The sequence below is a fragment of the Microbacterium sp. P5_E9 genome (assembly GCF_054049175.1).
Genome location: NZ_JBFUMV010000020.1, coordinates 17,145 through 42,127, shown reverse-complemented (window position 1 = coordinate 42,127; position 24,983 = coordinate 17,145). Strand labels below are relative to the sequence as shown.

Sequence of the window (24,983 nt, the reverse complement as noted above, 5' to 3'; positions counted from 1 at the left end):
TGCTGTTCAGGCGCCTCGCGGGGGAGCGGTTGAGCCGCGGACATTGAGCGTCGGACTGAGCACGACGCGGTGCACCGGGCGGCCGGGGTCCTCGAGGCGCCGGACGATGAGGTCGACAGCGGCGCGGCCCACGGACGATCGGGGCGGGGCGACCGCGGTGAGCGCAGGCGTGAAGAGCTGGGCCACCTCGTCGTCGTAGGCGATGACCGACAAGTCGCCGGGCACCGAGATTCCGCGGTTGAGCGCGAGGTCGACGAAGGCCATGGCCTCGGGGTCGGAATGCACCACGAGAGCGGTCACGCCGGTGCTGAGCGCTGAGTCGAGGGCCGCGTCGACGACGGCCGAGAAGTCGGGGCTCGTCCGCGGCGGCAGCATCGACTCGAAGTGATCGGTCGGCGTCAGGCCGAGCTCGGCGCAGGCGGCCTGCCAGCCCCGCGTGATCTTGCGAGAGGTGGGAGAGTCCCGCGAGATGATCAGGCCGACCTTGCGGTGGCCGAGCGAGGCGAGGTGGCGCGCGGCCAGCACGGCGCCGAGAGCGTGGTCGGTGGTGACCGACTCGACGGGGGTGCCGCCGGGCAGGAGCAGCGCGTCGCGTTCCACGAGCACGCTCGGCGCCCCGCATCCGGCGAGCCACTGCACAACGTCCTGCGCATGCGGCGTGTCGGTATTGGGCGCGACGATCAGGCCGCGCACGTTGTCCGTGTGCACGAGCCGTTCGAGCACCGGCCGCTCGTCCTGCAGTTCATACGACGCCCCTCGCAGCACGACGCCCATGCCGAACCGCTTGGCCTCCGTCTCCGCGCCCCGGACGACCCCGGGCCAGTAGTAATTGAGCGAGGGAACGAGCACCGCGATCGACCCTGCGGCGATGATGGCGCCGCTGTCGGGAATCGCGCCTGTCGAGACGGCGTCGCCCGTGGGCACCGCGCCGCCGTGCACCCGCACCAGCAGTCCTTCCTGCTCCATCTGAGCCAGGTCCCGGCGGAGGGTGACGGGCGCGACGCCGAGCTCGTCGACCAACTGGGAGATGCGCACGACGCCGTCGCGGCCGAGCGCCGCCAGAACGTGGGCGCGGCGCTCGGCGCCCAGGGGCGCCTGGGTCTCATGGTCCGTCATCGTGGGTCCCCATCGGTCGTCTTGACTAGTTCTACCGTGGCCGAGAGTCGTTCGACGTCAGCTGCGATCAGGTCGAGTCGTGTCAGGCGTTCGCCCCACACTGTGGAGAGCATCGGGTCGTCAAGTTCACGCACGACGAGTCGCGCGGATGCCGCGGGACTCCATCGCACGCGCACTGGCCGCGCGCCCTCGAGCGGCGTCACGACGGCAGAATCGCCCTCGATCTCGACCTCTCCGGCGATCAGCAGGCGCACCGAGGTCTCGCCGGCCGGCGCATCGGCATCCCACGTGTCGTCGATGGTGATCTGCCCGGTGCGCTCGAGTCGCGCGGTGCGGCGCCAAGAAGTCACTCCCTCGTAGGCGCCGGCGAGATCCAGGCTCAGCGATGACCCTGCATCGGAGATCTCGACAGCGATATCGCGCGCCGCGTGGGCGCTGCCCGGGACCTGCTCGCGCCCTCCGATGACCGGCACGTTGTGCCAGCCGCTCTGCATCGTCCAGATCGCATACCGGTCAGGGCCGAAGGTCTGCGCGGTATAAGTCGGGCGACCGGCGTCGACGATCACGGGCACGCCATCCGACGCGATGACGAACGACCCGACGTCGTTGTGATTGTGATGCTCGCCGTTGTGCCCGCCTTTGACGGCGAGTGTGAGTCCCGCCGCGGTGCCGGCAGCCGGGCGTGCGATGAGCACCTGCGTCGACGGAAGCCACGAATCGCGCGGAAGCGGCGACGCTCCACGCGGGGTGTCCACCCACGCAGCATCCGTCATGCCGCGCAGCAGTCGGCCGAGGCCGTCCGTCTCGACCGCGGCGGAGCCTTCGCGGTGCGCCGCGGCGTGGGCTGCGGCATCCGTGTCTCCCACGCGACGTGCCGCGCGGTGGAGGGCGTGCCACGGCTGCGCGGCAGGTGGTCGGGCCGGCCCGTCGGCGAGGTTCAGGTACCACGGCCCGCCGAGGTGCATGCGGTGCGGGAACGCGACAGTGGCTCGGAGCGCCGGCACGTCGAACGCGTCGAGACGGTTGCCCGTCGCGTGCGAGAGGATGTCGAGCGCCTCGAGCGCCCGGCAGGCCCCGTTCCACCAGTAGGCGTAGCCCTCGTCGATCGCGCCATCCTGCGGAAGCACCGCCACGTAGCGATCGATCCCCTCGATCACGAGCGCGATCACTTCCGACCGTGCAGGGTCATCAGCCTCCATGAGCGCGAGCGCCGCCACAAGCACGTTGCCGTGGATCCAGGGGTTCCAATTGTGGACGTCGCCGTCGAGCCCCAGCCAATGCCAGTCCCGACGACGGATGAACGGCTCGATCACCCGGACGCGGGCCTCGCGCCGGATGCGCGCACGCACACCGGGGTAGCGGCGCTCGAGGCCGTCGCCGACGAGGTGGTCGAGCCACGCGAGCTGGCCGACGACCTCGCCCGCGCCGAGGTCGAGGTAGGGCGCGTCGATGTCGCCCAGCACCCATCCGCGCTGACGGAAGACGTCGTCGTGGGCGGGCCAGCACCACGAGCTCTGCTCGCACAGCAGCCAGACGCCGTCGAGCACCTCCGCGTACCACTTGTCGTGATCGGTCAGGGCGGCAGCGACCGTTGCCCGGCTGAGGCGCCGCTGACGCGCGTACGCGGCTTGCTCCCAGACGTCGCGGTCTCCATCGGAGTGCACGCGAGCGGCATCGTGGGCGCGAGGCTGCGGCCAGGGGAGACCGAGGTCCGCTTCTGCGCGCTCGAGGATCGCCGCGGCTGTCGCTGCGTCGGCGGCGCGCGGCCACGCGGACCGATCGGATGCCGGCGGAACGGGGAGGGCCTCTGCAGGATGCCGCAGCAGCGAGGGAAGCGCATCCGCGAGTGCGCCGGGCGCGACTCCGGCCTGACGCTCGAAGATGCTCGCCAGCGGCCCCCGGAACGACTCAGTGGCCGGCGGGACCACGGCATCGGTAGACGAGCTCATGGTTCGGGTCGACCTCCTCTCCATCGAATAGTCGTCGCCACAACGGTAAAGCGATCAGAAACGATCATAAACACTCTAGATGCTTCTTGCAATGTCCTAAATCGGTTGATACGCTCCCAAACGATCGCTTTCGTGGTGATTGGCCAACTCAAAGGAGATTGCGTGTCGATCCAGCAGCAGTCCGTGACGCACATCGCGCCGCACGGGGCCGATTGGACACGCGATCAGTGGCTTGATTACGCCGACCGACTGCTGGCCGGAGCCCGCGTCTGGGCATCGCCCGGCGCCGCGCGGATCACGCCTCCCGGCGAAGAGGGTGGCTACGGCCGCGCCGTCGATGGTCTCGAAGGGTTCGCGCGCACGTTCCTGCTCGCGGGATTCCGTCTCGCCGGCGAGCAGGGTCGCGGCCTCGAGGATCTCGCGGACTTCTACCGGCGCGGTGTGACGACCGGGGTCGACCCCGACGCAGAAGACCGCTGGGTGCGCATGGACGAGCATGCGCAGGCGAAGGTCGAGGCCGCCTCGATCGCGCTCGTGCTCGACATGACCCGCCCATGGATCTGGGATCGCCTCGACGCCGTGACACAGCAGCGCGTCATCGACTATCTGGCCCCCGTTGTCGGCGACGACACCTACCCGAAGACGAACTGGCTCTGGTTCCGCATCGTCGTGCAGACGTTCCTCCGGTCGGTCGGCGGTCCGTGGTCGGCCGAGGACATCGCCGACGATCTCGCCCTGCACGACTCGCTCGTCCGCGAGGACGGCTGGATGTCGGACGGCTTCGAGCGGTCGTACGACCACTACGTCGGCTGGGCGCTGCACCTGTACCCCGTGCTGTGGGCCCGGATGCAGGGCGCTGCTGAATTGGCCGCGGGCAGGACCGCGTCGGATGTCGCCGCCCTCGACCGGTTCCTCCTCGACGCCGTAGCCCTCGTCGGCGCCGACGGCTCCCCGATGATCCAGGGCCGGAGCCTCATCTACCGCTTCGCCGCCGCCGCTCCGTTCTGGATCGGCGTGATGGCAGAGGTTCCCTCACTGTCGGCCGGCCGTCTGCGACACGCCGCGGGCCGTATCGTCGGCCACTTCGCAGCGAACGGCTCACCCAACGAAGACGGCATCCTCACGATGGGCTGGCACGACGAGTGGCGCGCACTCGCACAGTCCTACTCGGGCCCCGGCTCGCCGTACTGGGCGGTCAAGGGACTGATCGGCATCTCGCTTCCGGCCGACCACCCGGTGTGGGCCGCAGCGTCCGAGCCCCTTCCGGTCGAGACGGGCGACACGCTGCGCGCGATCCGCTCGGCGGGCTGGATCGTGTCGGGAACACATGACGACGGCATCGTCCGTCTCGTCAACCACGGCACGGACCACGCCGAGGAGGGAAGCCTCGTCGGCGACTCGCCGCTCTACGCGCGCATCGGCTACTCCACGGCGACGAGCCCACTCGTCGACCAGCCCGGCTGGGAGCAGCCGCTCGAGCAGTCGGTCACGATCGTCGACACGCAGGGCAGGGCAACGCACCGCGCGGCCATGACGCTCATCGATGTGCGGATCCAGGATGACGAGCACGGGCGTCTCGGGATCGCGGCGTCGACCTCGCGGGCGCACTGGCTCGCTCCGAGGCCCGCCGCCCACCGTCATGGATCCGGGATCGACGGCGACATCGAGGTGGCCGGTCGGCTCACGGTTCACTCGCTCATACGCGGCCCCTGGGAGCTGCGCCTTGTGCGCGCCGATGCGCTCGCGTCGACCGCCGAAGGGCTCATCCTCCGTGTCGGCGGCTGGCCCCTGGCCGGTGACGCGCCCGCGACCGATATCGACGGCCGCGAAGCCGTCGTACGCACGGTGCGCCTGCGGAGCGCTATCCGCTCGCTGCGTGGAGCAGGCACGGCCGCGACGGCATCACGCCACGAAGCGAGCCCGCTCGGCTCCGACGCCGTCGTCCCCTACCTCGACCACCCGCTCGCCGCCGGCGAGTGGGTCGTCGCGCTCGTCGAGCTGTCCGGAGCACCGGCGGCGTCGACACACGTTGCCTCCGTCTCGCTCGATGAGCGCGACGAGGCCATCACGGTGACCGTCACCTGGCCCGATGGCCTGGTGACGAAGAGTCGCCTCGCAGACCCCGGTACCGCCTGAGGCGGACCGGCAGCCCTACGGGGACCCGAAGGCGGGTTCTCGGCAATCACAAAGGAGTAGCAACAATGAAGCGCAAATTCGCAGCAGCAGCAGGCGTCGCCGTCGTGGCCACGCTCGCGCTGGCCGGATGCAGCGGGGGCGAGGGCGAGAGCTCGGAGCCCACTGAGTCCGCCGGTCCCGTCACCCTCAGCCTCTCGGGCTGGAGCCTCGACACCACGCCCGAGTTCCAGGCGCTGGCCGACGCGTTCCACGACAAGAACCCCAACGTCACGATCGAGCTCAAGGGCTACGACGCGGCGGAGTACAACACGCTCCTCACCGCCGACCTCGCCGCCGGCGCCGGCCCCGACATCATCACGCAGAAGGAGGTCAAGTTCGTCCCGACGTTCGTCGAAGGCGGCCAGCTCCTCGATGTGTCCGATGTCGAGCTTCCCGACGGGATCAGCGGCGCGGCTTCGTACGAGGTCGACGGCGCCTCCTACGCGGTGCCTTACCGCAACGACTCCTGGGTCCTGTACTACAACAAGGCGCTCTTCGACGCCGCGGGCGTCGACTACCCCGACGGCTCCTGGACGTGGGACGACTACAACGACGTCACGGCCGAACTGAACAAGGGTCTCACCGCCGCGGGAAGCCCCGCCAAGGCCGCGTACATGCACCGCTGGCAGTCGACCGTCCAGGGCTTCGCCAGCGCACAGTCCGACACCGACGTGCTCGAGGGCGACTACGAGTACATGGAGCCGTTCTACGACAACGTGCTCGCGCTGCAGGCCGATGGCAACCAGATCGACTACAACACGAGCGCAGCGAACCAGCTCACCTACCAGGGCGAGTTCGGCAAGCAGAACGCGGCCATGCTGCAGATGGGCACGTGGTTCGTCGCCACGCTCATCGCCCAGCAGGCCTCGGGCGACGCCGATGACTTCGAGTGGGGCATCGCGCCGATCCCGCAGGTCGACGACTCGACCGCCGGGCTCGACAACACGCCGGTGACCTTCGGCGACCCGACCGGTCTCGGCATCAACGCCGCGATCGACGAGTCCAAGGTGCAGGCGGCCAAGGACTTCCTCGCCTTCGCCGCGGGTGAGGAAGGTGCGCAGATCCTCGCCGGCATCGGCATCACGCCGGCCCTGCTGACCGACTCGGTCGTCGAGACCTACTTCGCCGTCGACGGTGCCCCCACCGACGACCTGTCGAAGTTCGCGTACTCGACCCACGAGGTGCACCCGGAGAACCCGACGTCGAGCAAGACGGCGGCCATCCAGGGCATCCTCAACGACATGCACACGGCGATCATGTCGGGCTCCACGCCCGTCGCCGACGCCATCACGCAGGCGCAGGACCGCGTCGCCAACGAGGTCGGACTCGACTGAGTCCCCTTGGCCCTTCGACGGGCTCAGGGACCGTTCCCTGAGCCTGTCGAAGGGCCGCTCCCACTCTTCCCATCACTGGAGGTCCTCCATGGCGACCATCATCGCCACCGAGCCTGCGCCGCCGATCCCGGCCTATCGCCGTGGCTCGAGGCTGCGGCTGCGCAACGCCCTGATCGGGTGGAGCTTCATCCTTCCGAACTTCATCGGATTCGCACTGCTCACGCTCGTTCCGATCGTGATCCTGTTCTACATGTCGTTCACGAACTGGAACGTGTTCGGCAAGGCCGACTGGGTCGGGCTCGCGAACTTCCAGCGCCTCATCGGCGACGGCAGCTTCCGCATCTCGGTCCTCAACACGCTGTACTACTCGGCGATGCACATCCCGCTGACCCTCGTGATCTCGCTGGGGCTTGCGCTGCTGCTGAACAACAAGCTGCGCGGTGTCGCCTTCTTCCGGACGGCCGCCTTCTTCCCCTACATCACCTCGATCGTCGCGATCGCCGTGGTGTGGAACCTCCTCTTCAGCCCCGATTACGGCCCGATCAACGAGTTCCTCCGGTTCATCGGCATCCAGAACCCTCCCGGCTGGCTCACCTCGACCGACTGGGCCATGCCCGCCGTCGTGATCGTGAGCACGTGGCGCGACATGGGCTATTACATGATCCTGTTCCTCGCGGGCCTGCAGACGGTCCCGCGCGAACTGCACGAAGCCGCGCGTGTCGACGGTGCGAACGTGTGGCAGCGATTCGTCAATGTCACGCTCCCGTGCCTGCGCCCGACCATGTTCTTCGTCATCGTCATGCTCACGATCAACTCGTTCAAGATCTTCGACCTCATCCTGGTCATGACCAACGGCGGTCCCGGCCAGGCGACGCTCGTGATGTCGCAGTTCATCTACCGCAAGGGCTTTGTAGAGAGTCAGTTCGGCTACGCCTCTGCGGCGGCCGTCGTGCTCTTCTTCATGTGCATCATCGTGACGATCCTGCAGTTCCTCTGGAACAGGAAGAGGAGCATCTGATGGTCGAGCAGATCGAGACGGATGCCGAGCTGCTGGTCTCGGACTTCACCGCTCCGGCAGCCTCACGCCGAGGGCTTCGCAAGCTCGCCGCGGGCGAAGAGCCGCCGCATCACCACGCGGACACGCGCGAGATGACCCCCGCCAGGCGGGTCGCGCGGATCGGACTGTACGTCGGCCTGGTCGTCTTCGCGATCGGCCTGCTCGCGCCGTTCGCGTGGATGGTGCTGAGCTCGCTGAAGTCGGCCAACGAGGTCTTCTCGGTGCCGGTGAAGTGGCTGCCCGAGACGTTCGTGTGGCAGAACTACATCGACATCTGGACCGAGTCCGACATGCTGACGTGGATCCGCAACACGCTGTTCCTCGCCGTCGTGGTGACGTTCCTGCAGGTGCTCACCGGCTCGTTCGCCGCCTACGGCTTCGCCCGGATGCGCTTCCGGGGTCGGGATGTGCTCTTCCTGCTCTATGTCGGCACGATCGCCGTGCCGTGGCAGTCGTACATGATCCCGCAGTTCATCCTGATGTCGAACTTCAAGGTGTCGAACACGCTGTGGGCGATCATCCTGCTGCAGGCCTTCGGCGCATTCGGGGTCTTCCTGATGAAGCAGTTCTACGAGACGATCCCCGAAGAGCTCTCCGAGGCCGCACGCATCGACGGGCTCAGCGAGTACGGGATCTGGGCCAGGATCATGCTTCCGCTGTCGATCCCGGCCCTCGCGAGCCTCACGCTCCTCACGTTCGTCAACACCTGGAACGACTACCTCGGGCCGCTCATCTATCTGCGCAATCCCGATCTGTGGACGATCCAGCTGGGTTTGAAGAGCTTCGTCTCGAACCTCTACGACACGAACTATGCGCTCCTGTTCGCGGGCCTGACGATCTCGGTCATCCCGATCGCGATCATCTTCCTGCTCGGACAGAAGTACTTCGTCGAGGGCATCGCCACGAGCGGGCTGAAGGGCTGACATGAAGCGTCTCGTGTCGCACGACACCTGGGCCAGCATCATCGGGATGCTGTACCTCGGACTGATCGTGAACCTCTTGCTGCTGGTGTCGTGCCTTCCCTTCGTGGTGCTGCTCGTGACGACCGACCCGATGCTCGCGTGGCCGCTGCTGGCGATCACCGCACCCCTGTGCGCTCCCGGCATCGCTGCGGCGTTCCGCGCGTTCCGCGAGCATCACGAGGGCGGGCTCAGCCCGATTCGCGCCTTCCGGGCGGGGTGGCGCGACACCTGGCGGCGGGCTCTCGTCGTCGGCGCGGCTGTCGTCGCGGTGGTCGCGGTGGCGCTCGTCGACGTGCGGATGCTGTCCGCCACCTCGGCTGCGGTCGTCGTCGTGCCGCTCCTCGGCGTCCTCGCCGTGCTGGCGGTCGCGATCGGCCTCCTCGCGCTCGTCGCGATCGCCGAGTCCCCCCGCGCCCCCCTCCGCGACGTGTTTCGGGCGAGCGCCGTGCTCGGCCTCCGGCGCTGGTACCTGACCGCCGCGTCGCTCGCCGCGCTCGTGGTTCAGGCCGGGGTGTTCGCGGCCGCGCCCGCGATCGGGCTGGGCATCACGGCATCCGCGTTCCTCTTCTTCGCGTGGACCAACTCGCGCTTCACCCTGCGTCCCGTGCTCGATCTCGATGGGGTCGTCGCCGCATAGCGCCGGCGAGACCTCCCTAATGAAAGACTCTCCTCCAATGACGTCCACCCCGCCCGCCCAGGGCATCAGCAGGACCTCAACCGACACCGCGATCGCCGCGGCGCTGACGACGATCCGACGCAGCATCTCGACCTTCGGCGCTCGCTACCCCGATGACACGACGACCTCGGACCGCTACCTGGCGCGGCCTGCGGCGGATGGCATCGGGCTCGGCGGCAATCGCGGATGGACGACGAGCTTCCGCACGGGTCAGCTCTGGCTGGCGTGGGAACTCACCGGCGACGAGGCGTTCCGGGATGCCGCACTCGTGGACGCCGCCGACTTCGAGCGGCGGGTGCGCGCGGAGGAGGACCTCGACACCCACGATCTCGGCTTCCTCTACACACTGTCGACGGTCGCCGCCTGGCGGCTGCTCGGCGATGAGGACGCACGCGCCGCATCACTGCTCGCTGCCGACCACCTCATGCGCCGGTTCCTCGAGCCCGCGGGAATCATCCAGGCCTGGGGCGATCTGTCCGACCCCGCCCAGCGTGGGCGCACCATCATCGACAGTCTGATGAACATGCCGCTCCTCACCTGGGCGGGGGAGCAGACCGGTGAGGAGCGCTTCGCCGACGCCGTCCGCCGGCACTCCGCGCAGCTGCGCGAGCACATTCTGCGCGAGGACGACTCGACGTTCCACACGTTCTACTGGGATGCCGACACCGGCGAGGCGCTGCGGGGCGCGACCGAGCAGGGCGCCTTCGACGACTCGTGCTGGGCCCGTGGGCAGGCGTGGGGCATCTACGGGTTCGCGATGAACTTCGCCGAGACCGGGGACGAGCGTCTGCTCGAGGCATCGCGTCGGTGCGCGGACTACTTCCTCGCCCACCTGCCGGCCGACGAGGTGCCGTTCTGGGATCTGGTCTACACGGACGGAAGCACGGCCCCCCGTGACAGCTCGTCCGCCGCCATCGCGGTGTGCGGTCTGCTCGAGCTCGCGAGCGTCGAGACCGACCCGGCGCGCGCCGAGGAATGGACGACGCGCGCGCACTCGATCCTCAGGTCCCTGATCGAGAACTACACGCCAGAGCGCCCCGAGGACTCGGACGCCCTGCTGCTGCACGGGGTCTATGACCTGCCGAAGGACAACGGCGTGGACGAGGGGACCCTCTGGGGCGACTACTTCTTCCTCGAGGCGCTCATGCGCGTCACCCGTCCCGACTGGAAGAAGTACTGGTGAGGCTCGTCAGCTATCGCAGCGCGGGCGCCGTTCGCCCTGGCGCCGTCGTGACGGGGGACGGCGCAGACCGGATCCTCGATCTCGGCCACCTCGGCGCCGATGTCACCGCGCTCATCGCCGACGACGCCGCGCTCGCGACGGCGCGCCACGAGATCGCAGAATCGGATGCCGCGGCACTGCCTGTGCTGGATCCGAGAACCCTCACCGCGCCGGTGACGCCGGGCAAGATCCTCTGCCTCGGCTACAACTACCGCGGGCACGTGCCCGACGGCGTCGACCCGACCGCGGACGATCCGGAGACACCGGATGTCTTCGTCAAGACCCCGAACACCCTCGCCGGTCCGAACGACGCCGTCGTGATCCCCGCCGTCGCGACCGACGCCGACTATGAAGGCGAACTCGCCATCGTCATCGGCCGTCGTGCGCACACCGTATCGATCGACGATGCGCTCGAACACGTGGCGGGTTACACGATCCTCAACGACGTGTCGGACCGTTCCTGGCAGCGCAAGCAGAGCCAGTGGGCGCTCGGCAAATGCTTCGACGGCTTCGCGCCGCTCGGACCCTGGCTGGTGACGGCGGACGCCGTCGCCGATCCGCAGGATCTGCTCGTCGAGGTCGTGCGCGATGGCATCGTCACCGTCTCGCAATCGACATCGACGACCGTGTTCCCTGTCGCGTTCGTCGTCCACCACCTCAGCCAGGTGATGACCCTCGAACCTGGTGACGTCATCTCGACGGGGACGCCCCAGAAGCTCGCCGACGCGCAGCAGGCCCATCGCCCGCTGGCGGGCGGCGACGCCGTGACCGTCCGCATCTCCGGAATCGGCGAGCTCACCACGAACTTCATTGCTCCCCCGGAGGCAGCCGTATGATCCTCGATTCGTTCCGCCTCGATGGAAAGGTCGCCCTGGTCACGGGCTCGAGTCGAGGGCTCGGTCAAGGCGCCGCGATCGCGCTCGCCGAGGCCGGCGCAGACATCGCCCTCCTCGACCGCAGCGACGCTGCGGAGACCGCAGAGCGCATCCGCGCCCTCGGCCGACGCGTGCACGTGATGCGCTGCGACTTCGTCTCCGCGACGCCCGATGAATTGGGTGCCGCCGTCGCCGAGGCGATCGGCGAGCTGGGCGGACTCGACATCCTCGTCAACAACGCCGGCACGATCCGCCGTGCACCCGCGGCCGACTACCCCGCTCAGGACTGGGACGACGTGCTGAGCGTCAACCTCGACGCGGTCTTCCACCTGTCGCAGGCGGCTGGGCGGCACATGCTCGCGCAGGGCTCCGGACGCATCATCAACGTCGCGTCGATGCTGTCGTTCCAGGGCGGCATCCTGGTCTCCGCTTACACGGCGTCAAAACATGCCGTCGCCGGTCTCACCAAGGCGCTCGCGAACGAATGGGCTGCTGCCGGCGTCACAGTGAACGCGATCGCGCCCGGCTACATGGCCACCGACAACACAGCGGCCCTCCGCGCCGACGTCGAGCGCGAGCGCTCGATCATGGCCCGCATCCCCGCCGCGAGATGGGGCGAGGCTGCAGACCTGCAGGGTGCGTTCGTCTTCCTCGCTTCAGACGCCGCCGCCTACATCACGGGTGCCGTCATCCCCGTCGACGGCGGCTGGCTCGTCCGCTGACCCGAATCCACCCCGAAGGAGCTTTCCCATGCAGCAGCGCTACGCGACCAATCCCGCCCAGATCCCCGGTATGACCAGCGACGAGCTGCGGGCGAGCTATCTCGTCCCCGACCTCTTCGCCGAAGGCGAGATCCGCGTCACCTACACCCACCACGACCGCATCGTGCTCGGCGGCGCCGTCCCGGCCGGTGCCGAGCTCGCTTTGACCGGCTACCCCGAGATCCGCAGCGACTACTTCCTGGAGCACCGTGAGGTCGGCATCATCAACGTCGGCGGCGCCGGCACGGTGACGGCTGACGGCGAGGTGTACACGCTCGTCAAGGGCGCATGCCTGTACCTCGGGCGCGGCATCCGCGATGTCGTCTTCGCCGACGCGGCCGACCCGGATGCAGACGCGACCGGCGCGCAGTTCTATCTCTTCTCCGCGCCTGCGCACACCGCCTACCCCGCCGCGCTCGTCTCACCGGGCGAGGGCACGATCCGTGAGCTCGGCGACCAGCTCACCTCCAACCGCCGCACGCTCAACCAGTACATCCACGAGAACGGCGTGCGCTCCTGCCAGATCGTGATGGGCGTGACCGAGCTCCACCCCGGCTCGATGTGGAACACCATGCCGGCCCACACGCACGACCGACGCACCGAGTGCTACCTCTACTTCGATGTGCCCGCCGATGCTCGCGTGATCCACCTCCTGGGCGAGCGCACCGAGACCCGGCACCTCGTCATCGCCGACCGTCAGGCGGTCATCTCGCCGAGCTGGTCGCTGCACTCCGGTGTCGGCACCGCGGCGTACTCGTTCATCTGGGCGATGGCCGGCGAGAACCAGGCGTTCGACGACATGGACGCCGCCCCCGTCACGGACCTGCGCTGACCCGATGACGCACGTCAGTGCCGAGCGCGCGACGGCGAGGCGGACACTCCTCGCGATCGGGGAGACCATGGCCATGGTCGCCCCGGTCCGGGCCGAGCCGGTCACCGAGGCTGAGGAGTTCCTGATTGATGCCGGTGGCGCAGAGTCGAACGTCGCTGCGCACGTCGCCGCACTCGGCCATGACGCGCTCTGGTTCAGTCGGCTGGGCGCGGACGCTCTCGGGTGGCGGGTCGCGCGTCAGCTCGCGGCTCGCGGGATCGATGTCTCACGCGTGATCTACGACGATGCCCATCCGACCGGCCTGTATGTGAAGGATCCTGGGCAGGGGGTGAGCTACTACCGCCGGGGTTCCGCCGCGTCCCACTTGTCGGCGTCCGATGCAGACGAGGTAGACCTCTTGGGTGTCGACGTGCTGCACGTGTCGGGCATCACGGCCGCGATCTCGGCATCCGCCTCGGCATTCCTCTCCCGGATCATGACAAGGGCGTCCGAGGCCGGGGTGCTCGTGTCGTTCGATGTCAATCACCGATCGCTCCTGTGGCCGGCCGCCGATGCCGCACCCGTGCTCGCAGGGCTGGCGCGGCGAGCCGACATCGTCTTCACGGGGCGCGACGAGGCTGAGGCCCTCTGGGACACCCCGAACGCCTCGGACATCCGTGCTCTCTTCCGGGGCGTGCCCGAGCTCGTGGTGAAGGATGGCGCCGTCGGAGCCACGGTCTTCGTCGGCGACGTGGTGGCATTCGCCCCGTCGCAGAAGGTCGATGTCATTGAAGCTGTCGGTGCGGGCGACGCATTCGCGGGCGGATATCTGGCGCGCCGTCTCTCGGACGCTCCCTTAGTGGAGCGGCTGCGCACCGGCCACCATCGCGCCGCCCGCACTCTGCAGACCACGAAGGATTCGATCGACGAAGCGAGAGCGACATGACGAAGGAACAGAACGGCGCCGCGGTGCCGGAACAGATCGTCGCGGACGCGGGTGCGGAGTGGTTCGAAAGCGCCTTTGCGGGTGCACCGCTCATGGCGATCCTCCGCGGCATGGGCGTCGAGCGTTCGATCCGCCTGGCCGAGACTGCGTGGGACCTCGGCATCGACTCGGTCGAGGTGCCGCTGCAGACGGCGGAAGACGAACTCGCCTTGCGCGCGATCGTCTCCCTCGCCGAACCGCGCGGCAAGAGCGTCGGTGCGGGCACGATCATCTCGCCCGAGCAGGTCGCTGTGGCGCAGCGGGCAGGGGCGGCGTATCTCGTTTCGCCGGGCCTTGATCCGGCCGTCGTCGCGAGCGCACGCAGGCACGGCATCCCTGTGCTTCCGGGTGTGGCAACCCCGACCGAAGTGCAGCTCGCGGTGTCGCTCGGTCTCACTTGGCTCAAAGCGTTTCCGGCGACGTGGCTCGGCGCCGGATGGTTCAAGCACATCCGCGGTCCCTTCCCGCAGCTGCGGTTCGTTGCGACCGGGGGCCTGGATGCCGGCAACGTAGAGGAATTCCTCGACGCCGGGGTGCGGGTGGCCGCGGTGGGTTCGGCTCTCGAGGATGCGACGCAACTCGAACGCCTCGCCCACGTGCTCCGCTCTCGCGGTGAAGTATCGCGATGACCTTCCGGTGCCGTCGATGAGGCGCCACGTGCCGGACGCACTCTCTCCGGCCCCCATGCGCGATGGTATCCAGCGAGCCCGACATCCAGCCCGCTCCCAGCGGGCTTCAAGTCCCGTTCTTCAGCCCAGGGGGAGCCAAGAGAGCTCGAGGTCCCAGCCGCGCACGGTCGCGACGGTGATGAACGCGCCCACCACCAGCACGTTGAGGACCACACTCGACCAGAAGCTGCGACGGAACGAGCGCTTGCGCGTCTTGTGACGGAACAGCTGCTGCGCGACGAGAGCGCCCGGCCACCCGCACACGAGCCCGAACGTCAGCAGGGTCTGCTCGGACACCCGCCGCCCGCCGCGGCGCGCGGCTGCCTTGTCGAAGCCATAGGCCGCGAAGGCGACGAGGCTCATGGCGAGATAGAGCGCCGGCATCCACCAGGGGAGTCCCAGGGTCACGAATGCGATCCCGAACGCCGCGATGAAGGCGACCAAGGTGCTCCAGCTGAGCGCGGCGGGCAGCGGGCGCGAGAGATCTCTCGAGCCGGCCCGTTCAGCTGGTGCATTCCGGTGGCCGCGGTCGGGGGCGAGAGACATGGGGTTGAGCCTAGGGGCAGTGGGTCGCGGCATCCGTCACCGCACCTCCGCTGAGCGGAGGGCCAGGGCGGAGCGGAGGGTGAAGGCTCGCCAAAACCACCTCCCCTGCCCCATGCCACTCCGGAGAGCGGAGGGCTCGCGCGCAACGGATCTCACCCCGGGACTTGTGTGGTCAGACCACACGTGCGATAATGGGTCCAGGGCAAGGGCGCGGGCAACGCGCTCGTGCCAGGTTGGAGGATCTCATGTCCACCGCAATCGACGCACTCGTCGCTGGAGCAAACGAATCGCTCGCCGAGTACGCGTCATTCACGCAGGAGCAGGTCGACCGGATCGTCCGCAAGGCGTCGGTCGCCGCTCTCAGCCAGCACGGTGCGCTGGCCCTTCTGGCTGTCGAAGAGACGGGCCGCGGCCTGTTCGAAGACAAGGCCGTGAAGAACATGTTCGCGTGCGAGCACGTCACGCACTCGATCATCAAGCAGAAGACTGTCGGGGTCATCTCGACCGACGAGATCACGGGCATCACCGAGATCGCCGAGCCCGTGGGGGTCATCTGCGGCATCACGCCGGTCACCAACCCGACCTCCACCACGATCTTCAAGTCGCTCATCGCGCTGAAGACCCGTAACCCGATCATCTTCGGCTTCCACCCGTCGGCGCAGCGCAGCTCGGTCGCCGCCGCCAAGATCGTGCGCGAGGCCGCTGTTGCGGCCGGCGCCCCGGCGAACTGCATCCAGTGGGTCGAAGAGCCCTCGCTCGAGGCATCCGGCGAGCTCATGAACCACCCCGGCGTCGCACTCATCCTCGCGACCGGCGGAAACGCCATGGTCCGGGCCGCGTACTCCTGTGGCAAGCCGGCACTCGGCGTCGGCGCGGGCAACGTCCCGGCCTTCATCGAGAAGACCGCCAAGGTCGGTCGTGCCGTCAACGACATCGTGCTTTCGAAGGCGTTCGACAACGGCATGGTGTGCGCCTCGGAGCAGGCCGTCATCCTCGAGGAACCCATCGCCGAAGAGGCGCTCGCCGAATTCGCGCGGCTGCACGCCTACCGTGCCAACGCAGACGAGAAGCGGATGCTGGAAGAGTTCATCTTCGGCGTCTGCGCCGACGACGAGAACTGCGGGGGAGCGAAGCTCAACGCGAAGGTCGTGGGTCAGTCTCCGGTCTGGATCGCGCGCAACGCCGGCTTCGAGGTCCCTGAAGACACCTCGATCATCCTCGTCGAGGTCGGCAGCGTCGGCCCGCAGGAGCCGCTGACGCGCGAGAAGCTCGCCCCGGTGCTCGCGGTGCTTCGCGCCAAGGACGCCGAAGAGGGCATCGACCTCGCAGTCCAGATGGTCGCCTTCGATGGTCTCGGCCACTCGGGTGCCATCCACAGCAACGACGCCGACGTGATCGCGCGCTTCGCCTCGCGGGTGCAGGCCGTCCGCATCATCGAGAACGCGCCGTCGGCGCTCGGTGGCATCGGCGACATCTACAACGCGTTCATGCCGTCGCTGACCCTCGGCTGCGGCTCCTACGGCCGCAACTCGGTCTCGAACAACGTGTCGGCCGTCAACCTGCTGAACGTCAAGCGCGTGGGCCGCCGCAACAACAACCTGCAGTGGTTCAAGGTTCCGGCCAAGACCTACTTCGAGCCGAACGCCATCCGCTACCTGATCGACATGAAGAAGGTCGAGCGCGTCACGATCGTCACCGACGCCACCATGACCAAGCTCGGCTTCGTCGACAAGGTGATCGATGTGCTCAACCGTCGCCCGGGCCGCGTGCACCTGCAGATCATCGACCGGGTGCAGCCCGAGCCGACCGTCTCGAGCGTGCAGGCCGGCGCCGCCGAGATGCGCGAGTTCAAGCCCGACACGATCATCGCGCTCGGTGGCGGATCGCCGATGGATGCCGCGAAGGTCATGTGGCTCCTCTACGAGAACCCGGACGTGCAGTTCTCCGACATGCGCGAGAAGTTCTTCGATGTGCGCAAGCGCGCCTTCAAGTTCCCCGACCTGGGCAAGCTCGCACAGCTCGTGTGCATCCCGACCACGTCGGGCACCGGTTCGGAGATGACCCCGTTCGCGGTGATCACCGACGACGAGACGGGCATGAAGTACCCGCTCGCCGACTACGCGCTCACCCCGTCGGTCGCCATCATCGACCCCGTGCTGACCGCTGCGCTGCCGGCTTTCCTGGTGGCGGATGCCGGATTCGACGCGCTGACGCATGCCACTGAGGCGTACGTCTCGGTGTACGCGAACGACTACACTGACGGTCTCGCACTGCACGCGATCAAGCTCATCTTCCAGAACATCGAGCGCAGCGCGAAGGCCAAGACGGGATCGACCGATCCCGTCGACCTCCTCGCCCGCGAGAAGATGCACAACGCGGCGTCGATCTCCGGCATGGCCTTCGGCAACGCGTTCCTGGGGATCGTGCACGCGATGGCCCACGTCACGGGGTCGAAGTTCCACCTCGTGCACGGCCGCACCAACGCGATCTATCTCCCGCACGTGATCCGCTACAACGGCCGTGTGCCCACGAAGCTCACGAGCTGGCCGAAGTACGAGCGCTACATCGCTCCGGAGCGGTTCCAGGAGATCGCGCTGCACCTGGGCCTCGCGGCATCCACACCCGAAGAGGGCGTGGAGTCGTACGCGCAGGCCGTCGAGAAGCTGCGCGACGCGGTCGGCATCGAGCGGTCGTTCCAGGCGCAGGGCGTCTCGGAGACCTCGTTCATCGGGCGTCTCGACGAGCTCGCGATGGCAGCCTACGAAGACCAGTGCGCACCCGCCAACCCGCGGATGCCGATGGTCGCCGACATGCGGACCCTCATGGAGGCCGCCTACTACGGCACCTCCTTCGACGAGGTGCGCGCCCACCGTGGCGCCGCTGCCAGCGCCGCTGACTCGGTCGACGTCACCGCCGACTCGGCCACACCGAAGGCCGCTGTGAAGAAGCTCGCCCCCCGAGCCGCCTAACAGCGCCTTCCCCGCCCCGCCCAGTCCGTTTCGACTGGGCGGGGCATTCTCGTGCGCGCGGTCGAGAGCATCGGTCGCTGAGCTTGTCGTCGGTCGCTGAGCTTGTCGAAGCGTCCGATGCGGCGCCGGACCCTTCGACAAGCTCAGGGACCCGGGCTCGGGCCGTTCGGTTGCGATATCCGTCTTCCGCACCCACCATGGAGGCATGGAGGATGCCGCGGCCCCGGGTCCGCCGCCGGAGTCGAGGCGGCCCTTCCGCTGGAGCGCCCGAGCCTGGGTGGTGACCGCGATCGCCGCGGCCATCATCCTCGGGCTCGTGATCGCCTGGACGCTGCGGCCCGCCGGGGCACCGGCATCCGCTCCCTCTCCGTCGCCGAGCGTGACCGCAACGCCGACGCCGACGCCCACTCCGACACCCACGCCGACCCCGACGCCGACGGGTTTCCCGGCCAACACCGCGAGCTACGACCTCGGGACGCTGCCGCCGGCGAACGTGTTCGAGGTCATTCCCGCGCTCCCTGTCGACTCCGACGCGTACGGCGCCTTCACTGGCGAGGCCGCGCGCTCGCGGGGGGAGGGGGCGCCGGTGTTCGCCGACCCGACCGGTCAGCCGGTGGCCTACCTCGCGCGCGACTACGTGTACGACGGCACGACCGTGCCGATCGTCGAGCGTCAGGAGAACTGGGTCAAGGTGCTGCTGACGGGCCGCCAGGCGATTCCGTCGCAGGGGAATCCGGGGCAGGTGATCGGCTGGATGCGCGTGCAGGATGTCGACATCACGGCGCTTCCCGCCATGGTCGAGGTGAGCATCTCGGCGCGGACGATCGACATCTGGCGCGCGGGCACACCGCAGCGCGTCGCCACGGACTTCGCGTGGGGGAAGGGCGAGACCCCGACGCCGCTCGGCCGCTCGTTCGTCATGACCATCCGCGTCGAGGATGGCCTCGCCTACACCCGCGGCCACCCGATCGTGTACCTCTCGGCGCAGTCGCCCACCCTCGATGGCTTCGCCGGGGCGAGCGTCGCCGTGACGGCCTTCCACTACCACGACGATCGTTCCGGCTCGATTTCGAACGGATGCCTCCGCGTCGATCCCGACGCGATCACCGCGCTCTCCCAGCTCCCGCTGGGCACCCCGGTGATCATCCGCGGCTGAGCCGAAGCATCGGTCGCTGAGCTTGTCGAAGCGTCCGGTGCGGCGGCGGGCCTACTTGATCATCGCGCTGGCCATGCCGGCGAAGTAGGGCACCAGCCAGATGGCCCACACCACGATGCTGAACCGGTGGAAGGTGTGCTTCTCGTTCTCGCGGCCGCGGATCAGCACGATCACGGCCCACACGAGGTGCACGGCCATCAGCAGCAGGGCGATGGTGCCGGTCCAGGCCATGACCGTGTCGAGCGGGCTGGCCGCGACATCCGCCGACCGGCGCTCGCCGGCGATCTGGGTCATGAGGTAGGTCCCGGTCGCGTCGGCCGCGAGGCCCAGCCCGAAGAAGACGACGTGCCACCACTTCAGCACCTTCTGGAGCCGCTCGGCCCACACCCCGATCGTGTAGAAGACGAGGGCGAGCGTGATGGAGACGATGGCGAAGGGGAGCATACGACCAGCCTAACCCGAAAGCTTCAGTAATACGAAAGGTCGATGGGGCGCCGGACCCTTCGACAAGCTCAGGGACCGGTGCCGTGGCAAGCTGGAACCACCCCCCGAAGGAGCTTTCCCATGCAGCAGCGTCCCCTCGGCCGAACCGGCCGCACCGTCTCCGCCCTCGGCCTCGGCACGTGGCAGCTCGGCGCGGACTGGGGCGAGGTGAGCGAGAGCGACGCGCTCGCGGTGCTCGAGGCATCCGTCGCCCACGGCGTGACGTTCTTCGACACTGCCGATGTCTACGGCGACGGGCGCAGCGAGTCCCTCATCGGGCGCTTCCTCGCCGACCGGCCGGGGCATGACATCGTCGTCGCGACCAAGATGGGGCGCCGCCTCGCGCAGGAGCCCGAGAACTACAGCCCGGCGAACTTCCGCGCGTGGACCGACCGCTCCCGCCGCAACCTGGGCGTCGACACCCTCGACCTGGTGCAGCTGCACTGCCCGCCGACGGCCGTGATCGACGACGACCCGACCTTCGATGCCCTCGACGCGCTCGTCGCCGACGGTGCGATCGCCGCGTACGGCGTCTCGGTCGAGACGTGCGCGCAGGCGCTCGCCGCCATTGCCCGCCCGAACGTGACGAACGTGCAGATCATCCTCAACCCGTTCCGGCTCAAGCCGCTCGACGAGGTGCTGCCGGCCGCTGCGGCTGCTGACGTGGCGATCTTCGCGCGTGTGCCGCTCGCGTCGGGTCTGCTGTCGGGCAAGTACACCGCCTCGACCGCCTTCGCGGCGAACGACCACCGCGCCTACAACCGCCACGGCGAGGCGTTCGACCGCGGCGAGACGTTCTCGGGCGTCGACTACGAAGCGGGATTGGATGCCGCGGCGGAACTCGCCGCCGCCCTCCCGTCCGGCGTCTCGCTGCCCGCGGCCAGCCTCGCGTGGATCGCGTCGCTGCCGGGTGTGACCTCGGTGATCCCGGGTGCGCGCAGCGTCGCGCAGGCGCAGGCGAACGCGGATGCCGCGGCCCTCCTCGAAGACGGCTCCGGGTTCGACCCCGCAGCGTTCGATGCCGTCATCCACGACGTCTACGACCGCCGGCTGCGCGAGGCCATCCACCCCCTCTGGTAGCCCGCCCGACCTCCGGTCGCTGAGCTTGTCGAAGCGCCGGCCCGCACACGCAGAAGGGCGCCGCTCCCCGAAGGAAGCGGCGCCCTTGCTCGCCCGCGAACGGGCTACTTGTCAGCGAGCTCCTTGCCGTACACGGTCAGCGCGAAGATCACGAACACGTCGAGCGCGATGAGGACGAGCGACAGCCACGGCTGCACGCCCGCCAGCAGGAAGCCGACCTGGCTGACCGCGTTGATCGCGACCAGGATGATGGCGGTGATGCGCGCCCAGCTTGCTCCGCGGAGCACGAAGACGCCCACCACGACCAGAGCGAGGCCGAGAATCAGATGCCACCAGCCCCAGCCGGCCACATCGAAGAGGATGACAGAGGCGTCGGTCACCAGGAAGTAAGTGCTAGCCGGCAGCAGGATGGCGATCAGGCCGTAGAGCGCATCGATGGCGCCGGCGATGATCAGGATGACGCCGCCGAATACGGCCCATCCAGTCCAGCGGGACTGCTGTGTGTCGGACATGTGTAGTCCCCTTTCTCAGGAATCTCGGGTGTGCATGGCGCGAAGTTCAACACGCGACGCATCGTGATGATCCCGCGTCCCGCGGGGTTACGTCCAGACCGACACGCCTTCGCACGTAATACGTTCATCCGCCGGGGGTGAGCGCGTCACGCCGGGTCGAGGCATCCGTCCGCTTCAGAACTCTCGCCGCATCACGACGCGACGCTTCGTCGGGTGCGAGACCTCCTCGAATCCGGCTGCGAGGAAGGGGCCCACCGCGCCGATGCTCATCTCGTCCCACATCACCTGCGCCCCGCCCGTGATCATCGGGTAACCCTCGATCGCCGCGGCGCCGCGGGCGCGCGCGTGCTCGACCGCTCCTGCGACGAGCGGATACATCAGCCCCTCGTGCCGGTATCCCTTGCGCACGACGATGCACGCAATCGCCCAGACGGTGTCGTCATCCTTGTCTTCGAATCGTCCCGTCCATGGCACCGGTGAGCCACGCAGCCGGCCGTAGACCGACCGGCGGTCCACCGCGCACCAGCCCACCGGCTCGTCGCCGAGATAGGCCACGATGCCGATCGTCTCGGTCGCCCGAGGGTCGTCGCAGTGGACTTCGGAGCGGAGGATCGCACTGCGTTCCGTTTGCGGCATACGAAACCAGTCGTGGTCGCCGAGGCGCTGTCGCTGGCACTGGCAGCGCGCCGCAGCGCCGGTGAGGATCGACTGCAGGTCGTCCCACGACGCCTCGTTCGCCGGCACGATCCGCAGCGATTCAGACATCGAGCACCCCTTCGCGTCCCGTCGGAGACTGGCGCCGCGCACTCCCTGAGCGGCCCATGCGACGAGCCTACGACTCGGCGATCAGGCGCGCGGTAATGTGAGCAACGTGCCTCTGGTGCCCCTCGTGACGGTCGTCATTCCGTGTCGCAACGACGCTGAATTCCTCGAGGCGTGCCTGCGCGCGCTCGCGGCGCAGACGCACCGCCCCGACCGCGTGATCGTGGTCGACAACGCGAGTTCGGATGCCTCGGCCGACATCGCCCGCAGCCACGGCGCCGACGTGATCGAGGAACGCCTCGTCGGCATCTGGCCTGCCGCCTCGACCGGTTATGACGCCGCCCGCGGCTCAGCGGACATCATCGCGAGGCTGGACGCGGACTCGCGCCCGCACCCGGACTGGATCGCCCGCGTCGTGCGCGCGTTCGTCGCCGACCCGGGGCTTGGGGTGCTGACCGGGGGAGCGGAGTTCTACGGCGCGAGCCCGATGGTCAACTATCTCGGCGAGCACTGGTACATCGGCGGCGGCCATTACTGGATCAAGAAGTGGCTCGGCATCCCGCTGGTCTTCGGTTCGAACTTCGCGATGCGCTCCAGCGTGTGGGAGCGCGTGCGCGAGCAGGTCGACCGCACGAACGCCGGCATCCACGACGATCTCGATCTGACGATCCGCCTGCGCCCCGCCGACGGTGTGCGCTACGACCCCGAACTTCGTATGCCGGTTTCGGCACGTCCCGTCACGACGGTCAGCGGTCTGGCCCGGCGGGTGTGGCGAGTGCTGCCCACGTTCGCCGCGAGCTGGCCCGAGGGCGCCGCCTGGCGACGGAGAGCGGATGCCGCCCCCGGCGTCGCCGCAGCCGCAACGTGGTCGCCCTCCGACGAGGATCTGGCCGCCGGCTTCGGCCACTGATCACGGGTCGCTGAGCTTGTCGAAGCGCCCGGCCCCTGGTCGCTGAGCTTGTCGAAGCGGCCGGCCCCCAGACACACGGAAGCCCCGGCCCGAAGGCCGAGGCTTCCGCGGTTCAGATCAGCGGATCAGTGCTTGATCAGCCGCCGCGCGACCATGAGCGCGACACCGGTCAGCATGAGCATGCCCGCACCGATCGGCAGCACCGGGCTCACGTCTCCACCGGTCGCCGCGAGTGCGGGCGGCGGGGTCGGCGTCGGCGTCACCACGGGGCAGGGCTCGTCGAAGGGGACCGGCACCCAGGCGTAGAGGTAGGCAACCTGGCCCTCGCTCTCGTCGATCTGCTCCCAGCCGGCGGGCACCGGGTCCACCACGTAGCCGGGCTCGACGACCGCAACAACGTTGAAGTTGTCCGGGTTGTCGTCCTCCCAGTAGTACGCGACACCCTCGGTGTCCTCCGGGAAGAGGAGCTCGTCGTTCTCCACGCCGCACTGCGGGTCGAGCGCCGGAGCCGTCAGCGTGACCGGGATGTCAGCCAGCGGGCACGGCACGGGACCGTTCAGCTCGATTGTGCGGAAGTAGTTTCCTTCGCCGTCGTCCCACGCGTCGCTCAGGCCCGAGATCGTGAAGCCATCGATCGGCCAGATCGTGAGGGTGACCTGCCCGGCGACGGAACGATCGACCGCGACGTAGATGTTCTGGAACTGATAGACGGAGCCTTCGCTGCTGAGCGGATCACCGAGGAACGATGTGTCGAACGAGTCCGCCTCGCCGCAGGTGACGGTCGGGCCGGCGTTGAACTGGGCCGGAATCGGGAAGTCCGTCGGGGTGTCGTCGCCCGGGCACTCGTCGATACTCGGCTTGGCCTGACCCGTGTCGAACGCGATGGCGACGGACTGGTTCTGGCCGTCCGCGAACACGAACGGGAATGTCGAGCTGCCGTCGAACCCATCAAGCGTGCTGGTCGACACCGAGACCACGTGGTCGGCGTGCTCGTTGACGCCGGGGGTGCCGACGTACTTGCAGACGAACACCTTCTTCTCGGGGTCCTCAGACGGGCTGATCAACGGGCTCGGCTCCACGAGAGACTCGGTCACGACCTGATCGTCCGGCGCCACCTCCTCGCCGGCTGCTGCAGTGGCGACCAGCGGCGCGAGCACAAGGGCCGCAGCCGCCGCGACGCCGGCGAGCGCCTTCCATCCGTGTTTCATTGTTCATTCCCCTTCGTGCACTCTGAGTCACCCCAGCAGTGTCTGTTCCGAGCCCGAGCGAAGTCTGCTTCGAGCGTATTCAGGAGAGGCATCCCCAGTCGCTGACTTTCCACCGGGCCCCACGGCCGGTGATCCCCAAAGTCTGGTCGTTTCCCGAATCGTCCAGCCCGGTCCGCGACATCGCGGCCCGGAGTGAACAATCTTCCCGGGACCATCATGACGGTTGTCCACTTCATTCGGTAGAACGAATATTCATGACCCGCCCGCACGCTCGCTCAGCGACCCGGGGAGGCGGGTCGCTGAGCGGGAAAAGCGACACGAAACGCTCCGCGCGTGGGGGCCACCTGATGATGACGACGCTTCGAATACCGACTGCTGGCGGTAGAGCAACGGCACTCGCACCAGTCGGTCGCTGAGCTTGTCGAAGCGTCCCACCACACGGCTACCCTGAACCGCATGATCGTGGAGTTCGACGGTGACGTCTGGCGCTGGGACGCGCGCACCGACTCCTGGTTCTTCACGTCGCTGCCCGAAGACCTGAGCGAGCAGATCCGCGAGATCCCAAGGCCCTTCCGCGGCTTCGGCTCGGTGCGCGTGCTCGCCCGCATCGGCGGCTCGCAGTGGCGCACGTCGATCTTCCCGGACTCGTCGCACGGCGCCTACGTGCTGCCGCTCAAGAAGGCGGTGCGGGATGCCGAGCACCTCGTCGAGGGCGGACCGGTGTCGGTGCGGCTCGAAGTGCTCGACGGCTGACGTGCTGGGTTGT

Annotated in this window: 23 protein-coding genes; 16 read left to right on the top strand and 7 right to left on the bottom strand. The window is 68.5% G+C overall.

Going from position 1 to position 24,983, the window contains the following annotated elements:
* Positions 1 to 6: 6 nt before the first annotated feature.
* Entirely contained in the window at positions 7 to 1,116 is a 1,110-nt protein-coding gene (locus ACXJ3V_RS18195) for a substrate-binding domain-containing protein (protein ID WP_457101757.1), read from the bottom strand.
* Positions 1,113 to 3,065 carry a heparinase II/III domain-containing protein gene (locus ACXJ3V_RS18190; protein ID WP_457101756.1) on the bottom strand — a complete coding sequence of 651 codons (1,953 nt, stop codon included), beginning with the start codon at positions 3,063 to 3,065 and terminating at the stop codon, positions 1,113 to 1,115. The genes ACXJ3V_RS18195 and ACXJ3V_RS18190 overlap by 4 nt, the downstream gene beginning before the upstream one ends.
* Before the next feature lie 162 nt (positions 3,066 to 3,227).
* Between ACXJ3V_RS18190 and ACXJ3V_RS18185 the strand changes: the two genes are divergently transcribed.
* From ACXJ3V_RS18185 to ACXJ3V_RS18135, 11 genes are all read left to right on the top strand, one after another.
* Complete coding sequence (locus ACXJ3V_RS18185) at positions 3,228 to 5,201, top strand: DUF2264 domain-containing protein (RefSeq protein ID WP_457101755.1); 1,974 nt, start codon at positions 3,228 to 3,230, stop codon at positions 5,199 to 5,201.
* Positions 5,202 to 5,266: 65 nt separating this feature from the next.
* Positions 5,267 to 6,574, top strand: coding sequence for an ABC transporter substrate-binding protein (locus tag ACXJ3V_RS18180; RefSeq protein WP_457101754.1), 1,308 nt, complete (start codon positions 5,267 to 5,269; stop codon positions 6,572 to 6,574).
* Between the two features lie 88 nt (positions 6,575 to 6,662).
* Entirely contained in the window at positions 6,663 to 7,592 is a 930-nt protein-coding gene (locus ACXJ3V_RS18175; protein WP_457101753.1) for a carbohydrate ABC transporter permease, read from the top strand.
* On the top strand, positions 7,592 to 8,554 hold the full coding sequence (locus ACXJ3V_RS18170) for a carbohydrate ABC transporter permease (RefSeq protein ID WP_457101752.1): 963 nt from the start codon (positions 7,592 to 7,594) through the stop codon (positions 8,552 to 8,554). Before ACXJ3V_RS18175 ends, ACXJ3V_RS18170 begins: the two co-directional genes overlap by 1 nt.
* A gap of 1 nt (position 8,555) precedes the next feature.
* Complete coding sequence (locus ACXJ3V_RS18165; protein WP_457101751.1) at positions 8,556 to 9,230, top strand: ferredoxin-NADPH reductase; 675 nt, start codon at positions 8,556 to 8,558, stop codon at positions 9,228 to 9,230.
* A 37-nt stretch (positions 9,231 to 9,267) separates the two neighbouring features.
* Entirely contained in the window at positions 9,268 to 10,452 is a 1,185-nt protein-coding gene (locus ACXJ3V_RS18160; RefSeq protein WP_457101750.1) for a glycoside hydrolase family 88 protein, read from the top strand.
* Positions 10,449 to 11,327, top strand: a complete 879-nt coding sequence (locus tag ACXJ3V_RS18155) for a fumarylacetoacetate hydrolase family protein (protein ID WP_457101749.1) — start codon at positions 10,449 to 10,451, stop codon at positions 11,325 to 11,327. Before ACXJ3V_RS18160 ends, ACXJ3V_RS18155 begins: the two co-directional genes overlap by 4 nt.
* Positions 11,324 to 12,088 carry a 2-dehydro-3-deoxy-D-gluconate 5-dehydrogenase KduD gene (kduD, locus tag ACXJ3V_RS18150; RefSeq protein ID WP_457101748.1) on the top strand — a complete coding sequence of 255 codons (765 nt, stop codon included), beginning with the start codon at positions 11,324 to 11,326 and terminating at the stop codon, positions 12,086 to 12,088. The genes ACXJ3V_RS18155 and kduD overlap by 4 nt, the downstream gene beginning before the upstream one ends.
* 28 nt (positions 12,089 to 12,116) lie before the next feature.
* Positions 12,117 to 12,959 (top strand): 5-dehydro-4-deoxy-D-glucuronate isomerase, encoded by an 843-nt coding sequence (kduI, locus tag ACXJ3V_RS18145; RefSeq protein ID WP_457101747.1) that lies wholly within the window; start codon positions 12,117 to 12,119, stop codon positions 12,957 to 12,959.
* A 4-nt stretch (positions 12,960 to 12,963) separates the two neighbouring features.
* The gene (locus tag ACXJ3V_RS18140; RefSeq protein WP_457101746.1) at positions 12,964 to 13,884 is read left to right on the top strand and encodes a sugar kinase; all 921 of its coding nucleotides are present in this window, start codon (positions 12,964 to 12,966) and stop codon (positions 13,882 to 13,884) included.
* A complete protein-coding gene (locus tag ACXJ3V_RS18135) occupies positions 13,881 to 14,552 on the top strand; it encodes a bifunctional 4-hydroxy-2-oxoglutarate aldolase/2-dehydro-3-deoxy-phosphogluconate aldolase (RefSeq protein WP_457101745.1) in 672 nt (223 codons plus the stop codon). The genes ACXJ3V_RS18140 and ACXJ3V_RS18135 overlap by 4 nt, the downstream gene beginning before the upstream one ends.
* Before the next feature lie 120 nt (positions 14,553 to 14,672).
* On the opposite strand, the gene ACXJ3V_RS18130 is transcribed toward ACXJ3V_RS18135, so the two are convergent.
* A complete protein-coding gene (locus ACXJ3V_RS18130) occupies positions 14,673 to 15,137 on the bottom strand; it encodes a DUF1294 domain-containing protein (protein WP_457101744.1) in 465 nt (154 codons plus the stop codon).
* Between the two features lie 191 nt (positions 15,138 to 15,328).
* On the opposite strand from ACXJ3V_RS18130, the gene adhE reads away from it, so the two are divergent.
* The gene (gene adhE, locus ACXJ3V_RS18125) at positions 15,329 to 18,106 is read left to right on the top strand and encodes a bifunctional acetaldehyde-CoA/alcohol dehydrogenase (protein WP_457101743.1); all 2,778 of its coding nucleotides are present in this window, start codon (positions 15,329 to 15,331) and stop codon (positions 18,104 to 18,106) included.
* A 205-nt stretch (positions 18,107 to 18,311) separates the two neighbouring features.
* Entirely contained in the window at positions 18,312 to 19,262 is a 951-nt protein-coding gene (locus tag ACXJ3V_RS18120; RefSeq protein ID WP_457101742.1) for a L,D-transpeptidase, read from the top strand.
* Between the two features lie 51 nt (positions 19,263 to 19,313).
* On the opposite strand, the gene ACXJ3V_RS18115 is transcribed toward ACXJ3V_RS18120, so the two are convergent.
* On the bottom strand, positions 19,314 to 19,706 hold the full coding sequence (locus ACXJ3V_RS18115; RefSeq protein WP_457101741.1) for an HsmA family protein: 393 nt from the start codon (positions 19,704 to 19,706) through the stop codon (positions 19,314 to 19,316).
* Positions 19,707 to 19,826: 120 nt separating this feature from the next.
* On the opposite strand from ACXJ3V_RS18115, the gene ACXJ3V_RS18110 reads away from it, so the two are divergent.
* Complete coding sequence (locus ACXJ3V_RS18110; RefSeq protein ID WP_457101740.1) at positions 19,827 to 20,825, top strand: aldo/keto reductase; 999 nt, start codon at positions 19,827 to 19,829, stop codon at positions 20,823 to 20,825.
* Positions 20,826 to 20,929: 104 nt separating this feature from the next.
* Here ACXJ3V_RS18110 and ACXJ3V_RS18105 read toward each other — a convergent pair whose 3' ends face one another.
* Together ACXJ3V_RS18105 and ACXJ3V_RS18100 are read right to left on the bottom strand one after the other, a co-directional pair.
* Positions 20,930 to 21,337 (bottom strand): DUF7144 family membrane protein, encoded by a 408-nt coding sequence (locus ACXJ3V_RS18105; RefSeq protein WP_457101739.1) that lies wholly within the window; start codon positions 21,335 to 21,337, stop codon positions 20,930 to 20,932.
* Positions 21,338 to 21,511: 174 nt separating this feature from the next.
* On the bottom strand, positions 21,512 to 22,102 hold the full coding sequence (locus tag ACXJ3V_RS18100) for a GNAT family N-acetyltransferase (protein WP_457101738.1): 591 nt from the start codon (positions 22,100 to 22,102) through the stop codon (positions 21,512 to 21,514).
* A 106-nt stretch (positions 22,103 to 22,208) separates the two neighbouring features.
* Between ACXJ3V_RS18100 and ACXJ3V_RS18095 the strand changes: the two genes are divergently transcribed.
* Positions 22,209 to 23,009, top strand: a complete 801-nt coding sequence (locus ACXJ3V_RS18095) for a glycosyltransferase family 2 protein (protein WP_457101737.1) — start codon at positions 22,209 to 22,211, stop codon at positions 23,007 to 23,009.
* Positions 23,010 to 23,134: 125 nt separating this feature from the next.
* On the opposite strand, the gene ACXJ3V_RS18090 is transcribed toward ACXJ3V_RS18095, so the two are convergent.
* Entirely contained in the window at positions 23,135 to 24,217 is a 1,083-nt protein-coding gene (locus tag ACXJ3V_RS18090; protein ID WP_457101736.1) for a hypothetical protein, read from the bottom strand.
* Positions 24,218 to 24,673: 456 nt separating this feature from the next.
* On the opposite strand from ACXJ3V_RS18090, the gene ACXJ3V_RS18085 reads away from it, so the two are divergent.
* A complete protein-coding gene (locus tag ACXJ3V_RS18085) occupies positions 24,674 to 24,970 on the top strand; it encodes a DUF1905 domain-containing protein (protein ID WP_457101735.1) in 297 nt (98 codons plus the stop codon).
* The last annotated feature ends 13 nt before the right edge of the window (positions 24,971 to 24,983 follow it).

Excerpts from the sequence above, each read along its gene's own strand:
- ACXJ3V_RS18195 (WP_457101757.1), bottom strand. The coding sequence starts at position 1,116 with ATGACGGACCATGAGACCCAGGCGCCCCTGGGCGCCGAGCGCCGCGCC.
- ACXJ3V_RS18190 (WP_457101756.1), bottom strand. The coding sequence starts at position 3,065 with ATGAGCTCGTCTACCGATGCCGTGGTCCCGCCGGCCACTGAGTCGTTC.
- ACXJ3V_RS18180 (WP_457101754.1), top strand. The coding sequence starts at position 5,267 with ATGAAGCGCAAATTCGCAGCAGCAGCAGGCGTCGCCGTCGTGGCCACG.
- ACXJ3V_RS18175 (WP_457101753.1), top strand. The coding sequence starts at position 6,663 with ATGGCGACCATCATCGCCACCGAGCCTGCGCCGCCGATCCCGGCCTAT.
- ACXJ3V_RS18170 (WP_457101752.1), top strand. The coding sequence starts at position 7,592 with ATGGTCGAGCAGATCGAGACGGATGCCGAGCTGCTGGTCTCGGACTTC.
- ACXJ3V_RS18165 (WP_457101751.1), top strand. The coding sequence starts at position 8,556 with ATGAAGCGTCTCGTGTCGCACGACACCTGGGCCAGCATCATCGGGATG.
- ACXJ3V_RS18160 (WP_457101750.1), top strand. The coding sequence starts at position 9,268 with ATGACGTCCACCCCGCCCGCCCAGGGCATCAGCAGGACCTCAACCGAC.
- kduD (WP_457101748.1), top strand. The coding sequence starts at position 11,324 with ATGATCCTCGATTCGTTCCGCCTCGATGGAAAGGTCGCCCTGGTCACG.
- kduI (WP_457101747.1), top strand. The coding sequence starts at position 12,117 with ATGCAGCAGCGCTACGCGACCAATCCCGCCCAGATCCCCGGTATGACC.
- ACXJ3V_RS18140 (WP_457101746.1), top strand. The coding sequence starts at position 12,964 with ATGACGCACGTCAGTGCCGAGCGCGCGACGGCGAGGCGGACACTCCTC.
- ACXJ3V_RS18135 (WP_457101745.1), top strand. The coding sequence starts at position 13,881 with ATGACGAAGGAACAGAACGGCGCCGCGGTGCCGGAACAGATCGTCGCG.
- ACXJ3V_RS18130 (WP_457101744.1), bottom strand. The coding sequence starts at position 15,137 with ATGTCTCTCGCCCCCGACCGCGGCCACCGGAATGCACCAGCTGAACGG.
- adhE (WP_457101743.1), top strand. The coding sequence starts at position 15,329 with ATGGGTCCAGGGCAAGGGCGCGGGCAACGCGCTCGTGCCAGGTTGGAG.
- ACXJ3V_RS18120 (WP_457101742.1), top strand. The coding sequence starts at position 18,312 with ATGGAGGATGCCGCGGCCCCGGGTCCGCCGCCGGAGTCGAGGCGGCCC.
- ACXJ3V_RS18115 (WP_457101741.1), bottom strand. The coding sequence starts at position 19,706 with ATGCTCCCCTTCGCCATCGTCTCCATCACGCTCGCCCTCGTCTTCTAC.
- ACXJ3V_RS18110 (WP_457101740.1), top strand. The coding sequence starts at position 19,827 with ATGCAGCAGCGTCCCCTCGGCCGAACCGGCCGCACCGTCTCCGCCCTC.
- ACXJ3V_RS18105 (WP_457101739.1), bottom strand. The coding sequence starts at position 21,337 with ATGTCCGACACACAGCAGTCCCGCTGGACTGGATGGGCCGTATTCGGC.
- ACXJ3V_RS18100 (WP_457101738.1), bottom strand. The coding sequence starts at position 22,102 with ATGTCTGAATCGCTGCGGATCGTGCCGGCGAACGAGGCGTCGTGGGAC.
- ACXJ3V_RS18090 (WP_457101736.1), bottom strand. The coding sequence starts at position 24,217 with ATGAAACACGGATGGAAGGCGCTCGCCGGCGTCGCGGCGGCTGCGGCC.
- ACXJ3V_RS18085 (WP_457101735.1), top strand. The coding sequence starts at position 24,674 with ATGATCGTGGAGTTCGACGGTGACGTCTGGCGCTGGGACGCGCGCACC.